At 72.5% G+C, this 17,868-nt stretch carries 12 protein-coding genes; 2 read left to right on the top strand and 10 right to left on the bottom strand.

Annotation, left to right across the window (positions count from 1 at the left end):
• The first annotated feature begins 43 nt into the window (after positions 1–43).
• Positions 44–916, top strand: coding sequence for a formyltetrahydrofolate deformylase (gene purU / locus ACGFNH_RS15085; protein WP_393653668.1), 873 nt, complete (start codon positions 44–46; stop codon positions 914–916).
• A gap of 45 nt (positions 917–961) precedes the next feature.
• Here the strand turns inward: purU and ACGFNH_RS15090 are convergent, their stop codons facing one another.
• Both ACGFNH_RS15090 and betA read right to left on the bottom strand, forming a co-directional pair.
• Entirely contained in the window at positions 962–1,858 is an 897-nt protein-coding gene (locus tag ACGFNH_RS15090; RefSeq protein ID WP_393653670.1) for a 5,10-methylenetetrahydrofolate reductase, read from the bottom strand.
• A 27-nt stretch (positions 1,859–1,885) separates the two neighbouring features.
• Complete coding sequence (betA, locus tag ACGFNH_RS15095; RefSeq protein WP_393653672.1) at positions 1,886–3,568, bottom strand: choline dehydrogenase; 1,683 nt, start codon at positions 3,566–3,568, stop codon at positions 1,886–1,888.
• Between the two features lie 243 nt (positions 3,569–3,811).
• Between betA and ACGFNH_RS15100 the strand changes: the two genes are divergently transcribed.
• A complete protein-coding gene (locus ACGFNH_RS15100; RefSeq protein ID WP_393654465.1) occupies positions 3,812–4,558 on the top strand; it encodes an IclR family transcriptional regulator in 747 nt (248 codons plus the stop codon).
• Positions 4,559–4,802: 244 nt separating this feature from the next.
• On the opposite strand, the gene ACGFNH_RS15105 is transcribed toward ACGFNH_RS15100, so the two are convergent.
• From ACGFNH_RS15105 to ACGFNH_RS15140, 8 genes are all read right to left on the bottom strand, one after another.
• On the bottom strand, positions 4,803–5,975 hold the full coding sequence (locus tag ACGFNH_RS15105; protein ID WP_393653674.1) for an aromatic ring-hydroxylating dioxygenase subunit alpha: 1,173 nt from the start codon (positions 5,973–5,975) through the stop codon (positions 4,803–4,805).
• A gap of 194 nt (positions 5,976–6,169) precedes the next feature.
• Entirely contained in the window at positions 6,170–7,423 is a 1,254-nt protein-coding gene (locus tag ACGFNH_RS15110) for an NAD(P)/FAD-dependent oxidoreductase (protein WP_393653676.1), read from the bottom strand.
• Positions 7,420–7,782, bottom strand: a complete 363-nt coding sequence (locus ACGFNH_RS15115) for a bifunctional 3-phenylpropionate/cinnamic acid dioxygenase ferredoxin subunit (RefSeq protein WP_393653678.1) — start codon at positions 7,780–7,782, stop codon at positions 7,420–7,422. Before ACGFNH_RS15115 ends, ACGFNH_RS15110 begins: the two co-directional genes overlap by 4 nt.
• Positions 7,783–8,098: 316 nt before the next feature.
• Positions 8,099–8,734 carry an MBL fold metallo-hydrolase gene (locus tag ACGFNH_RS15120; RefSeq protein WP_393653680.1) on the bottom strand — a complete coding sequence of 212 codons (636 nt, stop codon included), beginning with the start codon at positions 8,732–8,734 and terminating at the stop codon, positions 8,099–8,101.
• Positions 8,734–9,819, bottom strand: a complete 1,086-nt coding sequence (locus ACGFNH_RS15125) for an S-(hydroxymethyl)mycothiol dehydrogenase (RefSeq protein ID WP_393653682.1) — start codon at positions 9,817–9,819, stop codon at positions 8,734–8,736. Before ACGFNH_RS15125 ends, ACGFNH_RS15120 begins: the two co-directional genes overlap by 1 nt.
• 290 nt (positions 9,820–10,109) lie before the next feature.
• Positions 10,110–15,227, bottom strand: a complete 5,118-nt coding sequence (locus ACGFNH_RS15130) for a hypothetical protein (RefSeq protein ID WP_393653684.1) — start codon at positions 15,225–15,227, stop codon at positions 10,110–10,112.
• Between the two features lie 147 nt (positions 15,228–15,374).
• Positions 15,375–16,277: a hypothetical protein gene (locus ACGFNH_RS15135; RefSeq protein WP_393653686.1), complete on the bottom strand. Its 903-nt coding sequence runs from the start codon at positions 16,275–16,277 to the stop codon at positions 15,375–15,377.
• A 52-nt stretch (positions 16,278–16,329) separates the two neighbouring features.
• Positions 16,330–17,853 carry a hypothetical protein gene (locus ACGFNH_RS15140; protein WP_393653688.1) on the bottom strand — a complete coding sequence of 508 codons (1,524 nt, stop codon included), beginning with the start codon at positions 17,851–17,853 and terminating at the stop codon, positions 16,330–16,332.
• Positions 17,854–17,868: the final 15 nt, after the last annotated feature.

Here is a 17,868-nt window from a genome sequence, read left to right on the forward strand (position 1 = left end):
TATAACTCACTGCGTTGTGTAATGCGCATCAAGGAGGATGGCTATGGCTCCTCGACCGCGCCCCGGCCGCGAGTTCGTCCTCACGCTCTCGTGCCCCGACCGCGCCGGGCTCGTCCACTCCGTCACCGGCTTCCTCGTGGACCACTCGGGCAACATCCTGGAGAGCCGGCAGTTCGACGACCGACTGCAGGACCGCTTCTTCATGCGGGTCCACTTCGATGTGTCGGATCCGGGCATCACCCTGGAGGAGCTGCGCCGCGGGTTCACCCCCGTCGCGGAGGCCTACCGGATCTCCTGGCACCTGCACGACGCGTCGACGCCCACCCGGACGCTGATCATGGTGTCGAACTTCGGGCACTGCCTGAACGATCTGCTCTTCCGCCGCAGGACGGGCAGCCTGAACATCGAGATCCCGGCGATCGTCTCCAACCACCGCACGTACTCCTCCCTCGCGGAGAGCTACGGCATCCCCTTCCACCACGTCCCGGTGACGGCGCAGACGAAGGCGGAGGCGGAGGCGCGACTGCTGGAGCTGGTCGAGGAGCTGGACGTCGACGTCGTGGTGCTCGCCCGCTACATGCAGATCCTCTCCGACGATCTGTGCAAACGGCTGGAGGGGCGGGCGATCAACATCCACCACTCGTTCCTGCCGGGCTTCAAGGGCGCACGGCCGTATGCGCAGGCGCACGAGCGCGGCGTCAAGCTCGTCGGCGCCACGGCGCACTACGTCACCCCGGACCTGGACGAGGGCCCGATCATCGAGCAGGACGTCGTCCGCGTGGACCATTCGCGCAGCCCCGACGAGATGGTGGCGATCGGGCGGGACGTCGAGGCGCAGGTCCTCGCGCGCGCGGTGCAGTGGCACAGCGAGAGCCGGGTCATGCTCAACGGCAACAGGACGGTCGTCTTCCGCTGAGGACGTCCCATCGGCGGCGCGGGCACGACGGCACGCGCCGCACGCTCACCCCCGGCGCGGTGAAGCGCCGTCCCCGAGCCGTTCCAGCAGTGCGCGCCGCCAGCGCTCCGTCTCGGCGATCTGGTTGAACGTGAAGACGTGCAGCCCCTCCACCCGCGCCTCGGGTGCGGTCAGCGCGGCGGCCCCCGCGCGCAGCAGCCGCTCGGGGGCGTAGCCGCCGGGGGTTGCGAAGCGCAGGAACCACGCGGGGTGGCGGGTGAGGAAGCGTGCCGACTCCCCGACACCGATCTTCGACGCCATGGACAGCAGCTTCGCCCGCTGTACGGGCCCCGCGATGCCGATGCGCAGCGGCAGAGCGACACCGCGGCGCCGTACCCGGCCGATCCAGGCGCTCAACGCCCGTGCGTCGAAGCACAAGTTGCTGACGATATAGCTGGAATAGCACTGTTTGTCCCACATCGCCTGCACGGTGATGTCGTCGTCGATCCGCGGATGGGGCTCCGGGTAGCCGGTGATGCCGACCCGCGCGAAAGGGCTCCCCAGCTCGGTCAGCCGGCGCAGCAGGGGCAGCGCCGCGTCGTACCGTCCCACAGGCGGATCGGCGTCCCCGGCCGGGACGAACACGTCGTCGACACCGGCCGACCGCAGCCGGGCGACGACCTCCGCGAGGTGGGCTTCGTCCACCACCTGCCGGGCGGGCAGATGCGGAACGACGCGGTAGCCGTGCCCGGCCAGGCGCACCGCGAGGTCCAGCGTCGGGCCGAGCCCCTTGGCGGGCGAAGCGGTCACGGTGACCGGCACATCGGGCGGGACGCTGCCCAGCACCCGGTCCTCCGCGGACGGCGTGGGCAGCACCTCGTACCGGACGCCGCGCAGCAGGCCGGCGAGGCCCTCGGCGGGGGTGGCCCGTACGGCGTCGTCGGGGTACGGCGTGGGCCGCATCCGCGTTCTCACTCACCTTCTCCGGTCTCAGGCGGGGCTGGGGCGCTGCCCGTCCCCGGCGGGCCGGTGCCGGTAGAACTCCGCCTTCGAGGGCGGCAGCGGCTCATTGCCCAAAATGATGTCGGCGGCCTTCTCGGCGACCATCATCACCGGCGCGTAGATGTTGCCGTTGGTGATGTACGGCATGACCGAGGCGTCCACGACGCGCAGCCCCTCCAGACCGTGCACCCGCATCGTCGCCGGGTCGACGACCGCCATGTCGTCGGTGCCCATCTTGCAGGTGCAGGACGGGTGCAGGGCGGTCTCGCCCTCCTTGGCGACCCAGTCGAGGATCTGCTCGTCGCTCTGCACATCGGGGCCGGGCGAGGTCTCCCCACCGTTGAACGCGTCCATCGCGGACTGGCCCAGGATGCGGCGGGCGACCCGGATCGCCTCGACCCACTCGCGACGGTCCTGTTCCGTGGACAGGTAGTTGAACGTCAGGGCCGGGTGGACGTCGGGGTCCTTGCTCGTGATCTTCACCGAGCCGGCCGCGTCGGAGTACATCGGCCCGATGTGCACCTGATAGCCGTGCCCGCCGGAGGGGGCGGTCCCGTCGTAGCGGACGGCGATGGGCAGGAAGTGGAACATCAGGTTGGGGTACGCGACGTCGTCGTTGCTCCGGGCGAACCCGCCCGCCTCGAAGTGGTTGGTCGCCCCCGGGCCCTTGCGGAACAGCCACTGGAGACCGATCCACGGGCGGTAGCGCCACTTCAGATACGGCTGCATCGACACCGGCTGCTTGCAGGCGTACTGCACGTACACCTCCAGATGGTCCTGGAGGTTCTCCCCCACACCGGGCAGGTCGTGCACCACGTCGATGTCCAGGGCCCGCAGATCGTCCGCGTTGCCGACCCCCGAGAGCTGCAGGAGCTGCGGGGAGTTGATCGCCCCGCCGCTCAGGACGACCTCGCCTGCGTACACCCGCTGGGGCGCGCCGCGGCCGCGCCGGTACTCGACGCCGACCGCGCGCTCACCCTCGAACAGGATGCGGGTGACGTACGCCCGGGTCCGCACCTCGAGGTTCGGACGGTTCATGACCGGGTGGAGGTAGGCACGGGCGGCGGAGAGGCGGCGGCCGCGGTGCACATTGCGGTCGAAGGCCGCGAACCCCTCCTGCCGGTAGCCGTTGACGTCGTCGGTGCGCGGGTAGCCGGCCTGTTCGGCCGCTTCGAGGAAGGCGGGGAAGAGCGGATTGGTGGCGGGCCCGCGCTCCAGGACGAGGTTGCCCTCGTGGCCGCGGAAGGCGTCGTCGGGGTCGGCGGCCAGGCAGTTCTCCATGCGCTGGAAGTACGGCAGACAGTGCGCGTAGTCCCAGCTCTCCATGCCCGGGCCGGACGCCCAGCGCTCGAAGTCCATCGGGTTGCCGCGCTGGAAGATCATGCCGTTGATGCTGCTCGAACCGCCGAGGACCTTGCCGCGGGCGTGGAAGATCCGGCGGCCGTGCATGTGCGGCTCCGGCTCGGACTCGTACTTCCAGTCGTAGAAGCGGTTGCCTATGGGGAAGGGCAGGGCGGCGGGCATGTGGATGAAGGCGTCCCACCGGTAGTCGGAGCGGCCCGCCTCCAGCACCAGGACCTTGGCGCCGGGATCCGCGGAGAGCCGGTTGGCCAGTGCGCTGCCCGCCGAACCGCCGCCGACGATGACGAAGTCGTACCTCGTGGCCACCATTGCGTGCCTCTTCCTTCCCGCCGACTTCCGGCCGGGGGACGCCCCGGCCGCCGTACGCCGGGCATGCTAGTACGAGTATCGCCATGCGCACCAGGTTGCGACCGGCGCAACTGAGGAGCGGCTACTCAAACAGAAATCCCTTGCCGCAGGGATCCATGGCCTGTTGGTTACAGCGCGTATAGTTGCACCATGAGCAACCACAGTGCAGCCGTCGAGAACGCCGGGCAGCAGCCGGCGGGAGGGGTGCAGTCCGTCGATCGCGCGGTCAGCGTCCTGGAGATCCTTGCCCAGCGGGGCGAGGCCGGCGTCAGCGAGGTCGCCGCGGAGATCGACGTCCACAAGTCGACCGCGTTCCGCCTGCTCGGTGCCCTGGAGGCACGCGGTCTCGTCGAACAGGCCGCGGACCGCGGCAAGTACCGGCTCGGCTTCGGGATCGTGCGACTGGCCGGTGCGGTCACCGACCGTATCGACATCACCCAGCAAGGGCGGCCGGTGTGCGAGCGGCTGGCGGAACAGATCGGCGAGACCGTCAACATCGCCGTTCTGCAGGAGCATTACGCGATCAACCTGTACCAGGTGCGCGGTCCGGGCGCGGTCACCGCGCACAACTGGGTCGGGCAGCTCACACCGCCGCACGCGACCTCCAGCGGCAAGATCCTCCTGGCCCACCTCCCCTCCAAGGACCGTACGGAACTCCTCAAGGAGACCGGCCTGAAGAAGGTGACCGCGCGCACCATGACCTCCAAGGCGAAGCTCGAGAAGAGCCTCGCGGAGGCGCGGGAGTGCGGATACTCGCTCACCCAGGGGGAGTTCGAGGTCGGGCTGCACGCCATGGCCGCGCCCATCCGCTCGCGCGACGGCGAGGTCGTGGCCGCGCTCAGCGCATCGGGGCCGGGCTACCGCTTCACCGAGGAGCGGATGCACGAGCTCGCGCCGGTCCTGGTCGAGGGCGCGGAAGAGATCAGCCACCGCATGGGCTACCTGGGCTGAACGGCCGCTTCCGGGCGAGTGGTTCGCGTCGGATCCGGCAGGACGGCCCGCCCTTCGGCTGCGCGCGTCCGACGGCCGCCCGTCCGCGGAGATCCGGCGCGTCCGACGACCACCCGTCAGCGGAGCCGAACAGGCCCTCCGGCGAAGAGCGCGCCGGATCCGCCCCAGTCGTGACTCCGACCGTGACTCCGACCGCGGCGGGCTCGTCCTCCGCTCTGTGAGGACCGAGGAATGAGCTGCACGGTCAGCGCATGCCCAGACGGCCGTTCACCCAGGTGTGGAAGTCACCGATGTGGTGCTCACTGGGCACCAGGACACCGCCCTTGGCGTACAGCCGTGAGCTCATGGCGGGCTGGCAGCGCTCGCAGGCGTCGAAGTCCTGGCGGTTGACCCGGTCGAAGAGTTCGACGGAGCGGGAGATGTCCCGGCCGCTGTCCACCACGTCCTTGAGGTAGAGCCAGTCGCACTCGACGACCGTGCGGTCGACCGCCAGCGGGAACATCCGATGGAAGATCACATGGTCGGGCACCAGGTTGATGAAGACCTGCGGTTTGACGGTCAGCGCGTAGTACCTGCGGTCCTGCTCCTCGGCGACGGTGGGGATGCGGTCGAGCCCCTCGGAGCCGTCGACGGTGAACCCCTTCGCCTCCGGGGAGAACGCCGCCCCGTGCCCGACGAAGTACTGCGCCGCGTAGCCGTCCGCGAACTCGGGCAGGACCTCGGTCAGTTCGGGGTGGATCGTCGCGCAGTGGTAGCACTCCATGAAGTTCTCGACGATCAGCTTCCAGTTCGCCCTGACGTCGTAGACGATGCGCCGTCCGATCTCCAGATCGGCGATGTCGTACCGGTCGATCGCTTCCGTGTCGCCGAGCCGGGCGACGACGTCCCCGATGACCTGCTCCTCGAAGGAGGGCGGGTCCTCGGCCAGGCAGACCCAGACGTAGCCCAGCCACTCGCGCACCGCCACCGGCATCAGCCCGTACGCGGTACGCCCGATGTCCGGCATCTTCGTCAGGTTGGGGGCGGCGACGAGCTTGCCCTGGAGGTCGTACGTCCAGGCGTGGTACGGGCATTGGAACGCGCGCTTGACCTCGCCGGACTCCTGGGTGCACAGCTTCGCCCCCCGGTGCCGGCACACATTGAAGAAGGCACGCACCGTATGGTCCCGCGAGCGGGTGAGGAGGACGCTCTCGCGGCCCACGTCCACGGTCCGGAACGCGCCCGGTTTCGCCAGCTCGGAGGAGCGGGCCGCACAGAACCACATCGACTCGAAGATGTGTTCCTGCTCCAGGCGGAAGATGCCGGCGTCGGTGTAGTGGTGGCCGGAGAGCGTGGCGATCAGGCTCTCGGACAGGCCGGTCGATGCCCCGGTCACTGTCCCGGTCGTGGTGCCGGTCGGGGTACCGGTCGTGGTCACAGTGCACTCCTCGCGGGATGCGTGGCTGGGCGGGTCGTCGCGCGCCGGGACAGGGCCCCGGAACGGTGCGGTGCGGTACGGACGCTGCGGTACGGACGCGGTGCGGTACGGACGCGGTGTGGACGCTGAGCGGCGGAGCGGCGCGGCGGGTGGCACCCGCCGATAGGACCCGATGGGCCGGTGGCCCGTCGCTCTTACGGCGGCCCACCGGGACCGGAGGCCGTGCCGGGAGACGAAGCGGCGCCGGGACCGGAGGCGGCGCCAGGAGACGAGACGGCTCCGGGACCGGACGCGGCGCCGGCCAACTGGCGGCGCCAACGGGTGAACAACCGCGTCTGGTTGACGCCGAGCACGGCGACCGGATGGTCCGCGCGCCGATAGACCGCCAGGAAGCTGCGGTCGGAGGCCGCGCCCTCCTCGACGGTGACACTGTCGGCCCCGGCGGCGTGCCCGGCGAACTGGATGCGCACACCGTACTGGTCCGACCAGAAGTAGGGCGGGCGGAGCCGTCCCGGCTCCGCCGTGCCGCCGGAGAGCAGTGCCGACACGGCCGCCGCCGGTCGCTCCCGCGCACCGGTCCAGTGCTCGACTCTGCGGTGGCGCCCCGCTGCCGGGTCGTACCAGGCGGCGCAGTCCCCGACGGCGACCACACCCGGAACGTCGGTGGCGCCACCGGCGCCGCACCGCACCCCGTTCTCCAGCGCGACGCCGGAGCCCTCCAGCCACGCGACACACGGGGTGGCACCGATGCCCACGACGACGGTGTCGGCAGGGATGCGGCGCCCGTCCTGGAGGAGGACCGCGTCCACCCGGCCGCTTCCGCCGAGGGCGCGTACCCCGGTTCCGCACAACAGCCGGACGCCGTGGTCCTGATGGAGTGCCGAGACGATGCCGCCCATCACCTGGCCCAGGGGGCCGGCGAGCGGAGTCGGGGCGGCCTCCACCACGGTGACGTCGAGGCCCAGCCCCTGGGCGGTCGAGGCGACTTCGGCACCGACGAACCCTCCGCCGATGACGACCAGCCGCCCGCCGCGCAGCAGATCGGCCCGCAGCGCCCGGGCGTCCTCGATCGTGCGCAGCACGTGCACACCGCCGAGACCCTCACTGCCGGGGAGGGTGCGCGCCGCCGCCCCGGTGGCGATGACGACCCCGTCGGCGACGACCGTACGGCCGTCCGCGAGGTGCACGGAGCGCTCACCTCGGTCGAGGCCGACTGCACGGGTGCCGAGCAGCCACTCGGCACCGAGGTCCTCGTCCCCGGATTCGAGCGCGAGATCCGCCTCGTCCATCTCCCCGGCGAGGAACTCCTTCGACAACGGGGGCCTGTCGTACGGGCGGTGGGACTCCTCGCCGATGACGAGGAGCCTCCCGTCGTACCCCTGCGCGCGCAGGGAGCGGGCGGCCGACAGTCCGGCGAGCGATGCGCCGACGACGGCCACGCTCCTCACCCGACGCCTCCGGCGACGCGTGCGACGGCGCACGGCGGGAGGTTCGGTACGGCATCGGACAGCAGCACGTAGATCACGCCGTCCTCGACGAGGACCTGGTGCGTACGGACGGGGAACCGGGCGGGTGGCGCGTCGACGCCGCCGGTGCGCAGGTCGAACTTCGAGGCGTGCAGGGGGCATTCGACCTCGCAGCCCTCCAGCCATCCGTCCGAGAGCGAGGCGTCCTGGTGGGTGCACGTGTCGTCGATGGCATAGACCTCGCCGTCGTCGGTGTGGAACACCGCGACAGGGGGGTCGGTCTCGAGTCGGTAGGACTCGCCTCGCGGGAGGTCGGCGAGACGGCACACGGGAATCATCATGACCACCTCGAATGCGTATAGCGAAACATGATGCGAACAACGCAACGCCAGTGTGGAGGCGGCCCTATGCCTTGTCAAGGAGCCGTTTTGGGTGGCCTGAAGCCGTCCTGTCGCATCACTCCGCGCAACGCTGTGCGCAGGGAAAAACCGCTCGTCCGGCGCGGGAATGCGCCACGGCGAGCGGTCGCCCTTCATACCCTCGGCTGTCCCGATGCCCGCGGAACCCCCTGCGCCAAGGCCCCGTGGCGGCGCGGTGCCCGGACGGGCACCGGCCGGCCACGAGGCCCGGGTGACAGCGACTGCGGCGGATGACGGCTCAGTGGCCGCGGGACACCCACTCCTCCAGGTGCGGCGCCTCCGCGCCGATGGTCGTGGTCTCCCCATGACCGGTGTGCACCACCGTCTCCTCGGGGAGGACGAACAGCCTGTCGCGGATCGAGCCGATGATCGTGGAGAAATCGCTGTAGGAACGGCCCGTTGCGCCGGGACCGCCCGCGAACAGCGTGTCACCGCTGAACAGCGCGCCCAGCTCCGGCGCGTGCAGGCACACCGCGCCCGGAGCGTGCCCGGGCGTATGGAGGACGCTGAGCGGCATGCCCGCGACCTCGATCACCTCGCCGTCGGCGAGCGGTCCGTCGGGCAGCCGCTGCGGATGCGCCAGCTTCCACAGCACATGGTCGTCCGGATGGAGGAGAACCGGTGCGCCGGTCAACTCCGACAGGGCGGGGGCGGCGTTGACATGGTCGTTGTGCCCATGGGTGCACAGGACGGCCACCAGCCGCCGGTCGCCCACCGCTTCATGGATCGCCGTCGCGTCGTGGGCGGCATCGATGACCGCGACCTCGTCGTCGTCGCCGATGAGCCACACATTGTTGTCGACGTCCCAGGTGCCGCCGTCGAGACTGAACGTCCCGCTGGTCACCAGATGCTCGATGCGTACCGCGCCGGCCACTACAGCACCACCACCGAACGCAGCACGTCCCCGTGGTGCATCGTCTCGAAGGCCTTCTCGACGTCCTCCAGCCCGATCGTCTCGGAGACGAAGGCGTCGAGGTCGACGCGTCCCTGGAGATAGAGGTCGATGAGATACGGGAAGTCGCGCGAGGGCAGACAGTCGCCGTACCAGCTCGACTTCAGCGCGCCGCCGCGTCCGAAGACGTCGAGCAGCGGCAGCTCGATCTTCATCTCGGGGGTCGGCACGCCGACGAGCACGACGGTGCCCGCGAGGTCGCGGGCGTAGAAGGCCTGCTGGTAGGTCTCCGGGCGGCCGACCGCGTCGATGACCACATCGGCGCCGAACCCGCCGGTCAACTCCCGTACGGCCTCGACCGGGTCGGAGTTCTTGCCGTTGACCGTGTGGGTGGCGCCCATGCTCTTCGCGCGCGCGAGTTTGCGCTCGTCGATATCGATGGCGATGACGGTGGTGGCGCCCGCGAGCGCCGCCCCGGCGACGGACGCCATTCCGACACCGCCGCACCCGATGACGGCGACGGAGTCGCCGCGGCCGACGGCACCGGTGTTGACCGCGGCGCCGAAGCCGGCCATGACACCGCAGCCGAGGAGACCGGCGGCGGTCGCCGGCACCCGCGGATCGACCTTGGTGCACTGGCCCGCGGCCACCAGGGTCTTCTCGGCGAAGGCGCCGATGCCCAGCGCCGGGGACAGCGGTGTGCCGTCGAGCAGGGTCATGGGCTGGGACGCGTTGTGCGTCGCGAAGCAGTACCACGGCTTGCCCTTGCGGCAGGCCCGGCACTGGCCGCACACGGCACGCCAGTTCAGGATGACGAAGTCGCCGGGTTCGACCTCGGTGACCCCTTCTCCCACGGCCTCGACGCGGCCCGCCGCCTCGTGTCCGAGCAGGAAGGGGTAGTCGTCGTTGATGCCGCCTTCGCGGTAGTGCAGATCGGTATGGCAGACGCCGCACGCCTCGACCTTGACCAGTGCCTCACCTGGCCCGGGGTCGGGGACGACGATCGTTTCGAGCGAGACGGGCGCGCCCTTCTGCCGGGCGACGACTGCACGGACCTCGTGAGCCATGGGTACTCCTCGTCGTTGACGGATCCCTGGGCTGCTGTGTTTCCTATTGCGGTACGCGTCTCTGGATGCGCAACTGCAGGATTGAGGAGGAGACGCCCACGGGTCAAGGGGCGCGCCGATGCAGCGACGGCGTCCTCACGCGGTGCCGGCAGCAGCCGTACCGGCACCCCACTTGCGGTATCTCCTCCCCGTACGCCCATGATCTCCTACGGCGCCGGCTCCGCGGGCCGGAACCCGGCGTCCTCCGCGCTTCGCGCGGTCGCGGGCCCCGCCGCCACGTCCCCGTACGGTCACTCCGCAGGGACCGGCGGGCGCTTGAACATCCGGGTGGCGGTGATCTCGCCATGCACCGCCTCCTCGCCCTCCGCCTGCTGCGGCAGCCCGGGACGCAGATGCTCCTCCACGCTGATGTACTTCAGACCCGCCCGCAGGTCGGCGTCGTTCCGCAGCCTGATCACCAGCGGGAACTCGGCCAGCGCCGTCGTGTCGAACAGGCCGGTGGTGTAGAGGAGCTGGACGCCGAGCGCGTCCGCGACCGCCCGCTGCAGCTCCAGCAGATACGTGGCATTGGCCCGGCCGATGGGATTGTCCAGGAACAGCGTGCCCGCGTGCCGGTGCTTGTCGCGCCCGCGGTCGTTGCTGCGCAGCGCCGCCATCGTGCAGTACAGCGCGATGGCCGCGGTCAGGAGCTGGCCCCCGGAGAAGACGTCGCCCATCTGCCCGACGGGGACGCGCTCGGCGCGCAGCACGGCGTCCGGCTTGAGGATCTCGACCGCGATCCCGCGCGGCTGCAGTGCGGCCGCGACACCGCGCAGCAGCAGGGACATCCCGTCGCGGCGCAGATCCGAGTTCTTCCTCACGGCCGCGCGGGTCGCCTCGTCGATGACCTCGCCGAGACGCTCGGTGAGCGTGGCCTGGTCGGGGTCCTCGAACCGGATCCGCAGGAACTCCTGCCCCGACCACTCCCCCAGCCCTTCGGGGAGCCGGGAGAGGCGCTGCGCGGAGCGGAGCGTGGCGAGCGAGGACTCCACGAGTCCGCGGAGGCGGTCCACGATGCTGTCGCGGTTGCGCTCCAACTGCACCAGTTCGTCGGTGAGGACACGCAGCCGCGGAGCGAAGGCCTCGGCCCAGGCGGCAGCGTGCTCGGGCAGGGCGGAGGCGGGCAGCTCCCGGATCTGTTGACGGGCAGGGGTGCGCACCTGTTCATAGCGGGTGGAGTTGGCGTGCCGTACGAGGACGTCGCTGGCCTCGCGCACCGCGGACTCGGCCGAGGCGAGGTCGGCCGCACAGCCCCGCAGCGAACGCCGCGCCTCGCCCGCGGCCTGCCGCGCCTCCTCCAGGCTGCCCCCGTACGGCTCGGGCGCGTCCCCTTCCTGCTCGGCCGCCTGGTGGCCGTCCCGGAGCAGATCCCGCAGGAGCGCGGCGAGTTCGTCGAAGCCGCCCGCGGCGTCCTCGGCCGCCCGGTGCTCGCGCAGCAGTCCGGCGTGCACGGCACGGGCGGTCTCCACAGCGTCCGTACGGGTCGCCAGCTCGGCGGTGGCCCCGCGCAGCAGTTCCCTGGCGTGGTCGGCATCGGTGGGCACCAGATCCCCGGGCAGATCGGTGTGCGTCTCCCCCTCGGCCGGAGCCTGCCGTTCGGCCTCGCCGCGCAGGCGGCCGAGCTGCTCGCTGGCGGCCGAGGCACGCGACTCCAGCATCTGGACGAGGGATTCGGCCCGGGCCACGGCGGCCAGGCGGGACGGCCCGTCGGCGCCTTCGGTCCCTTCGAGGAGCTGGGCGGCGCGGGTGCGGACCTTGTTGGTGAGCCGGTCGAGCGCGGCGAGGGCCGCGGACTCGTCGCTCTCCGCCCTCGCCTGCTCGGCGCGCAGGTCCGCGCCGACGCCCACCTTCTCGTAGAGCTGCGAGGCCGCGCGGTACGCCTCGCGGAGCGCGGGCAGCGAGGCACCGGGCGGCGCGTCCTCGGGGGTGTCCTCGGGCGCGCCCGCGATCTCGGCGCGCTCGGCGCGCAGGGCGCGGGCGGTGCGGCGCGCGTCGTCGGCGGCGCGCTGCGCGGCTCTGCGGTCCTCGTCCGCCGCCCTGGCCCGCTCCAGGAACGCGGTCGCACGGGCCTCCGACTCGGCCGCCTCGTCGGTCAGTTCGCGGGACCGGGCCTGCCAGGAGGCGCGCTCGCGCAGCCGGAAGGCGAGACCGGCCAGGGCGTCGGCCGAGCGGCGGGCGCGCTGCGCCGCCTCCTGCCGCTCGTCGCGGACCCGCGCCGTCTCGGCGGCGATCTCATCCGCCTCGGCACGGGCCGTACGGGCCTTCGCCAGTGTCTCCCGGGCGACCTGCGCGGCCTCGCCCGCCGTGCGTGCCGCCTCGCCGAGTTCGGCCAGACGGCCCGGCGCGCAGCCCGCGCGCCAGGAGGTGAGCCGTGCGGCGAGCGCGCGGTCGGTGGCGAGCCGGGCGGCCAACGCCCGGATCTCCTCGTCGCGTTCACCGGCACGGGCGCGCAGGGCGTGGCGCTCGGTGTCGGCGGCGCGCTCGTCGTGCATCGCCGGGTTCGGCGGGACGAGGAAGACACCGCTGTCCTCTGCGCCCGGACCGGGTGTGGGCGCGAGCAGCGCGGCGGAGGTGCCGACGGCGACGGTGGAGCGCGGCAGAAGGGAGGCGGCGGCTAGTACGTCGCGGGCGCGTGCGTGCGTGCCCGGGTCGGTGATGATCACGCCGTCGACCAGTTCGGGGCGTGCGGCGAGGACGGTGGCGTGGTCGGCCGGGTCGACGGCCTGTGCGAGGTAGCGCCACCCGGGGAGGGCCGGGATGCCGTGCTCGCCGAGGTACTCCACCGCGGCCAGGACGTCGGGGCCCGCCGGGAGCAGACCGCCGTCGCCGAGTGCCCCCAGGATGCGCGCGTCGTCGGCGGCGGCCGTGCGCAGGTCGAAGAGGTGACGCTCGACCGACGCGACCGTCTCCTCGAGCATCTCCTGGAGCGCTTCGGCATTACGGTCCAACTCCTCGGCGCCGAGCGGTCCGTCGGCCGCGGGCCTGCCCTGGCCGGTCGCGGACAGGGCCCGGTCGGCCTCTGCTGAGAAGCGTGATGCCGGGCCGTTCCGGTGCGCTTCCGAGGCCGCGGCGGGGCGGTGTGCGGTGTCCGCCATGCCACCGCCACCGCCACCGCCTTCGGTGCCCTCGGTGCTTGCGGTGCTTTCGGTGCCTTCGGGGTGGGGCTCCCCGTCGGCGGGGGCCGCCTGTCCCGTGGCGGCTCCGCCCGCAACGCCCCCCCCATCGGCCGCCGGTTGGGCCGGGGCTCCCGTCGCGGCGTCGGAGTCGCCGTCCGCCGGGGGTTGTGGGACCCGGCCGTCCTGCCCGCTGCCGTATCCGCCGTCGTGACGTTCGTCGTGCCCGCTGTCCTGCCCTGCGGAGACGGATGTACCGGCGCCGGAGCGGGTGTTCGCCTCCGTGGACGCGTCGGCCGCCCAGCCGTCGGACACACCTTCGCGGCCTGCGCCTCCGTTTCCCTCTCCGCGGCGCGGCTGGGGCAGCGTGGCCATGGGCGCGGGCTGCGGCAGGCTCAGCAGTTCGGCGAGGCGCGCCTCCGCGCCGATGGACTCCGCCGCGCGCCGCTCCGCGGCATACGCGGACTCCGCCGCATCGGCCGCATCCTCGGCGCGGGCCGCGGCCAGATCGGCACGGGTCTGCTCGGCAGCCGCCTCCTTGGCTCGGTCCGCGGCCTGACGGGCCGTCTCACGGGCGGCGTCCGAGACGGCGACCGCCGACTTCTCGGCGTCGCTTGCGGCGAGTGCCGCGCGGGCCGGGTCCGTGTCGGGCGCGTCGGGTCCGTCGTCCGGCGTCTGCCGGGGCGCGTCGAGCCAGCCCGCCCGTACGGCCTCCGCGGTCTCCTGCTCGACCTCGGCGAGCCGCTGCCGCAGGTGTTCGGCCTCGCTGCGCGCGCGCTGGGCGCCGGTGGCGGCGGCCGTGGCGTCGCGATGGGCCACCTCGCCCGCCTCCTGAAGCCCGGCCGAGCGCTCCTCCTCCTCGTTGGCGAGCCTCTCGCCGTCCTCCGCCGCGGCGTGCAGGACCCGTACGAGATCCGAGGCGGCCTTCGCGCGCGCTGCGAGAGCCGGGGCCGCGTCCCGCTCGGCCTCCCGGATCGCCGCGGCGACGCGTGCCGAGCGGTCGGCGGCGGCCCGGTGCCGCAGCACGATCTCGGCGGCCTGCCAGGCGGAGTGCAGCGTCCGCGCGTCGCTCAGCTCGCGGCGCTGCGCGGCGGCGGCCTTCTCCCCTGCGGCGAGCGCCAGCGAGGCGTGCCGGTAGGCCAGTTCGGCCGCGACGAGCCTGCTGCGGCCCTGTGCCCCCTCGGCTTCGGACGCGGTCCGCGCGGCGGTGGTCACCTGCTCGGCCAGCTCCGCTGAGCGCCCCCGCTCCTCGGCGCCGCGGGCGGAGAGCCGGCGGGCGAGCGTACGGGTGCGGCGTTCGGCGCCCGCGTGCACATCGCGCGCCTGCTCGCGCTTCTCGGCCGTCTCGGCGATACGCGAGAGGAGGTCCAGGGAACCGGCCGTGAAGTCGCGCTCCGCCGTCAGCTCGTCCCGGCGGCCCAGCTTGTGCGCGAACCCGTGGACGAGGTCCGCGAGCCCGTCGGTGTCCCGTGTGTCGGTGACGGCCCGCAGCAGCAGATCGGTGAAGTCGGAGTCGTTCTTGACGGCGAAGAGGCCCGCCGCCTCGCCCTCGTCGGCGTTCATCTCCCGCTGGTAGCGGAAGAGTTCGGGGTCGAGGCCGAGGATGCCGAGGTGCTCGTTCCAGCGCTCGTGGATCTCCTCCCATACGACGTCCAGGTTCGGGTAGGCCTTGCCCGCCTCGGTGATGGCGTCCCGGAACCCCTTCATCGTCCGGCGGCGGCCCTCCGCCCCCGAGGCACCCTCGACCAGGGGCCGTACCGCGGTGGACTCGGCGACGGGGAGCGAGTCGAGGGACATCCCGGGGCCGGGCCGGAAGGAGTACCACGCCTCGGCGAACTTCCGCGGGTCGCCGGAGACTTGCCGGCCCCGCCACTCGCTGACCTTGCCGACGACCAGGCACTCGCCGGTCAGAGTGTGCTGCCATTCCAGGGCGACATGGCCGCAGTCGTCCGCGAGCAGGAACTTGCGCAGTACGCCGGAGCTGGCGCCGCCGAGGGTGTTGCGGTGTCCGGGCAGCATCACCGAGAAGATCAGTTTCAGCAGGACGGACTTGCCGCCGCCGTTCTCCAGGAACAGCACGCCCGCGGGTGCGGGGCGGCGGGGCGGCCCTGTGGGCTCGTCCTCGAAGAAGTCGGCCTGGGTGGGCGCCGGGTCGGTCACGGGCTCACCCACGCCGCGCAGGTCGAGCACGGTGTCGGCGTAGCGCGCACCGGCAGGCCCGATGGAGTAGAGGCGGACCCGGGACAGCTCGTACATGGCGGCGGACTCTCGTTGTCGTCGTACGGTCGTTGGGCGGTGCGGTCGGTGCGGACGTTGGGCGGTGCGGACGGTGCGGGGCTGGACGGTGCGGCGGGGCGGGCGGTCGTGCGGTAGTGGATTCAGGGGCCGGGAGACCGGCGTAGCTCAGTTGTGGAAGGGCAGCCCGGCGTCCGCGACCAGGCCGAGGTCGTCGGTGTCGTCGGCCGGGACGAGGCTCGCGGTGCCGTCCGTCACGGGTACGACGCCGAGTTCGAGCAATTCCGTCATGGCCGCGCTGCCCGCCATGTCGCGGACCTGGAGCTGGTAGCGCGCGGTCGTGCGGTACGCGCCCCCCGAATCGTCTCCGGTGCGCTGCAGGAATCCGGAGTCGGTGAGGAAGGCCACGGCCTTGCCGACGATGCCGGTAGTCGAACCGGCCAGCCTCCGGGCGTCCTTGGTGGCACCGGTGGCGCTGCGGCGCGCCCAGACCCGCCAAGCTGCCTCCAGCCCGGGGGCGCCGGTGGCGGGGTCGGTGTTCTCCCCGGACTCCTCGGCCCGCTCCTCGAGCCGACGGCATGCCTGGCGCACGAACGCGTCGACGCCGTTGACGGTGATCCGGCCGATGTACCCGTCGTCGGCCAGGTCCTCGGGACGCGGGAACGCCAGGGCGGCGACGGCGAGATGGGCCAGCCCGTGCAGGAAGCGGTCGCCGGAGTCGGAGGAGGCGCGGCGTGCGTAGTCCCCCATGCGGACCGCGAAGACGGAGTCCTCGGCGGCGGTCACGGCCATGCCGGCGCGGGTGGAGACCTCCAGGACGACGAGGCCGAGACCGGCCGCCACGGCGTCGGCGAGCCGCGCGAACGCCGGGTCGTCGCGATGGCGCCGCAGCAGTTCGGCGTACTCCACGTCGCGCGCGGGCACGAGCTTGGGCTGCAGCCCGAACGCGACGAGCCGCGCGGCATCCGCCGCGTCCGCGGGCGTGACACCACCGGCGCGGACGCGGGTGCCCGCGCCGTCCCCCTCCCCTGCGGAAGGGGAAAGGCCGTCGTCATCGAACTCACCGGTCACCGGCACCACTCCTCACAGAAATCGGTCCTGACGCTGTCGACCGGTCCCGCACCTACGCCGCCTCCGATCGGTCCGCCGCCATGCCCGCCGCGTCCAGGAGAGCCTTGCCGACGATCAGGTCGGCACCGCCGAACTCCGGGTCGTCGAGCTCCGTGCCGTCGTCGACGGCGAACAGGAGCTGCTGTTCGCCCTGACGGTAGGCCGTGCCCACAGGGGGGCTCGCCGCGTGGACGGCCAGCAGCGCGACCAGATACGGGAGTTCGGGGTCCCGGCGGCGGGCGTCGGCGAGGAGCCCGGACAGCCGGCGCGGTGCGTCTGCCGGCAGGTCGAGCAGCTCCAGGGCGGAGGCGAGCTGCTCCTCGCTGAACCGGCTGTCGTCCGGTGTGGCGACCAGGTCCGGCTCGGGCATCTCCGCCCCGAGGTGCTCGCGCTCGACGGGCGGGGTCAGCAGCAGGTCCACCAGGTCACATACCCGTACGGCCGCGGGCGTGCGCAGGCCGGTGCCGCGCGCGAAGAACGCGTCGGTGACCCGCGTCGCCTGCTCGACCGGCAGCGGGAGGACGGGCGCGACGAGCTGGCCGTAGAGGTCGAGACCGGAACCGGTCGCACGGGCGGCGAACGCCTGGCGGTCCTGCTCGGCCCGGAACAGCGGCCCCGCCTCCAGCAGCCGGGACTGCAGTTGGGTGTGGCGGCGGATGCAGTCCTTGACGATGTCGACCAATTCGGCGGCGCGGCGCTTGTGCTCGGCGTCCTCGGCCTCGTCGCGGGCCCGGCGGATGTTCGTCAGGATCGCGTTCTCGTGGCGGTAGCGGTCGGCGACATGGTCGAGCGCCTCGGCGATCATGTCGGGTACGGCGGACAGCCAGTCGACGGCGCGGACGTTGCGGCGCGTCGCCTCCAGGGTCCTGCGGAGCGCTTCCGCGTACTGGACGGTGCGGTAGCGGGCCTGCTCCGCGGCCAGTTGGGCGTCGGCGAGGCGCCCGCGGCTGATCAGCACCTCCAGCTTCACCTCGGCGGCGATCTGGGCGCTGGTCACATCCGTGTCGAGGGCGCCCACCAGGACGTTGACCGCTTCGTCGGTGGTGCGCAGATAGACGCTGCCGCCGGGTCCCGGCACCTCCTCGATGAGCTTGAAGTCGTAGTCGCGGCGGACATAGGCGCCGTCGGGCCCGAACGTGCCGTAGACGGCGCGGAATCCGCGGTCGACGCTGCCGACGTTGATGAGGTTCTCCAGCACCCAGCGCGCCACCCGGTCGTGCTCGGCGGACGGCCGGGACGGCGCCTGGGCCGCCACGCGCGGCAGCAGCCTGGCCACTATCTCCTCGTGGTCGGCGCCGGTGTCGAAGTCCATGTGGAGCGTGACGACATCGATGGCGGAGAGGGCGACCTCGGCCATGGCGTAGACCGAGTACTCGCCCGCGAGGTTGGCCTTGCGGACGTCCAGGTCGTGCAGCGGGGCGGTGCACGCGAGCGCGCGCAGCCGCCGGGCCAGCCCCTCGTCGGCGGCCGGGCCGGGCGCCGGCCGGGCGGACCCGTTGAACTGCGGCGGAACGGCCGCCGGGGCTGGAGATGTCACGACGCACAGATTAGG

It is taken from the genome of Streptomyces sp. NPDC048639 (genome assembly GCF_043199075.1).
GTDB lineage: Bacteria > Actinomycetota > Actinomycetes > Streptomycetales > Streptomycetaceae > Streptomyces.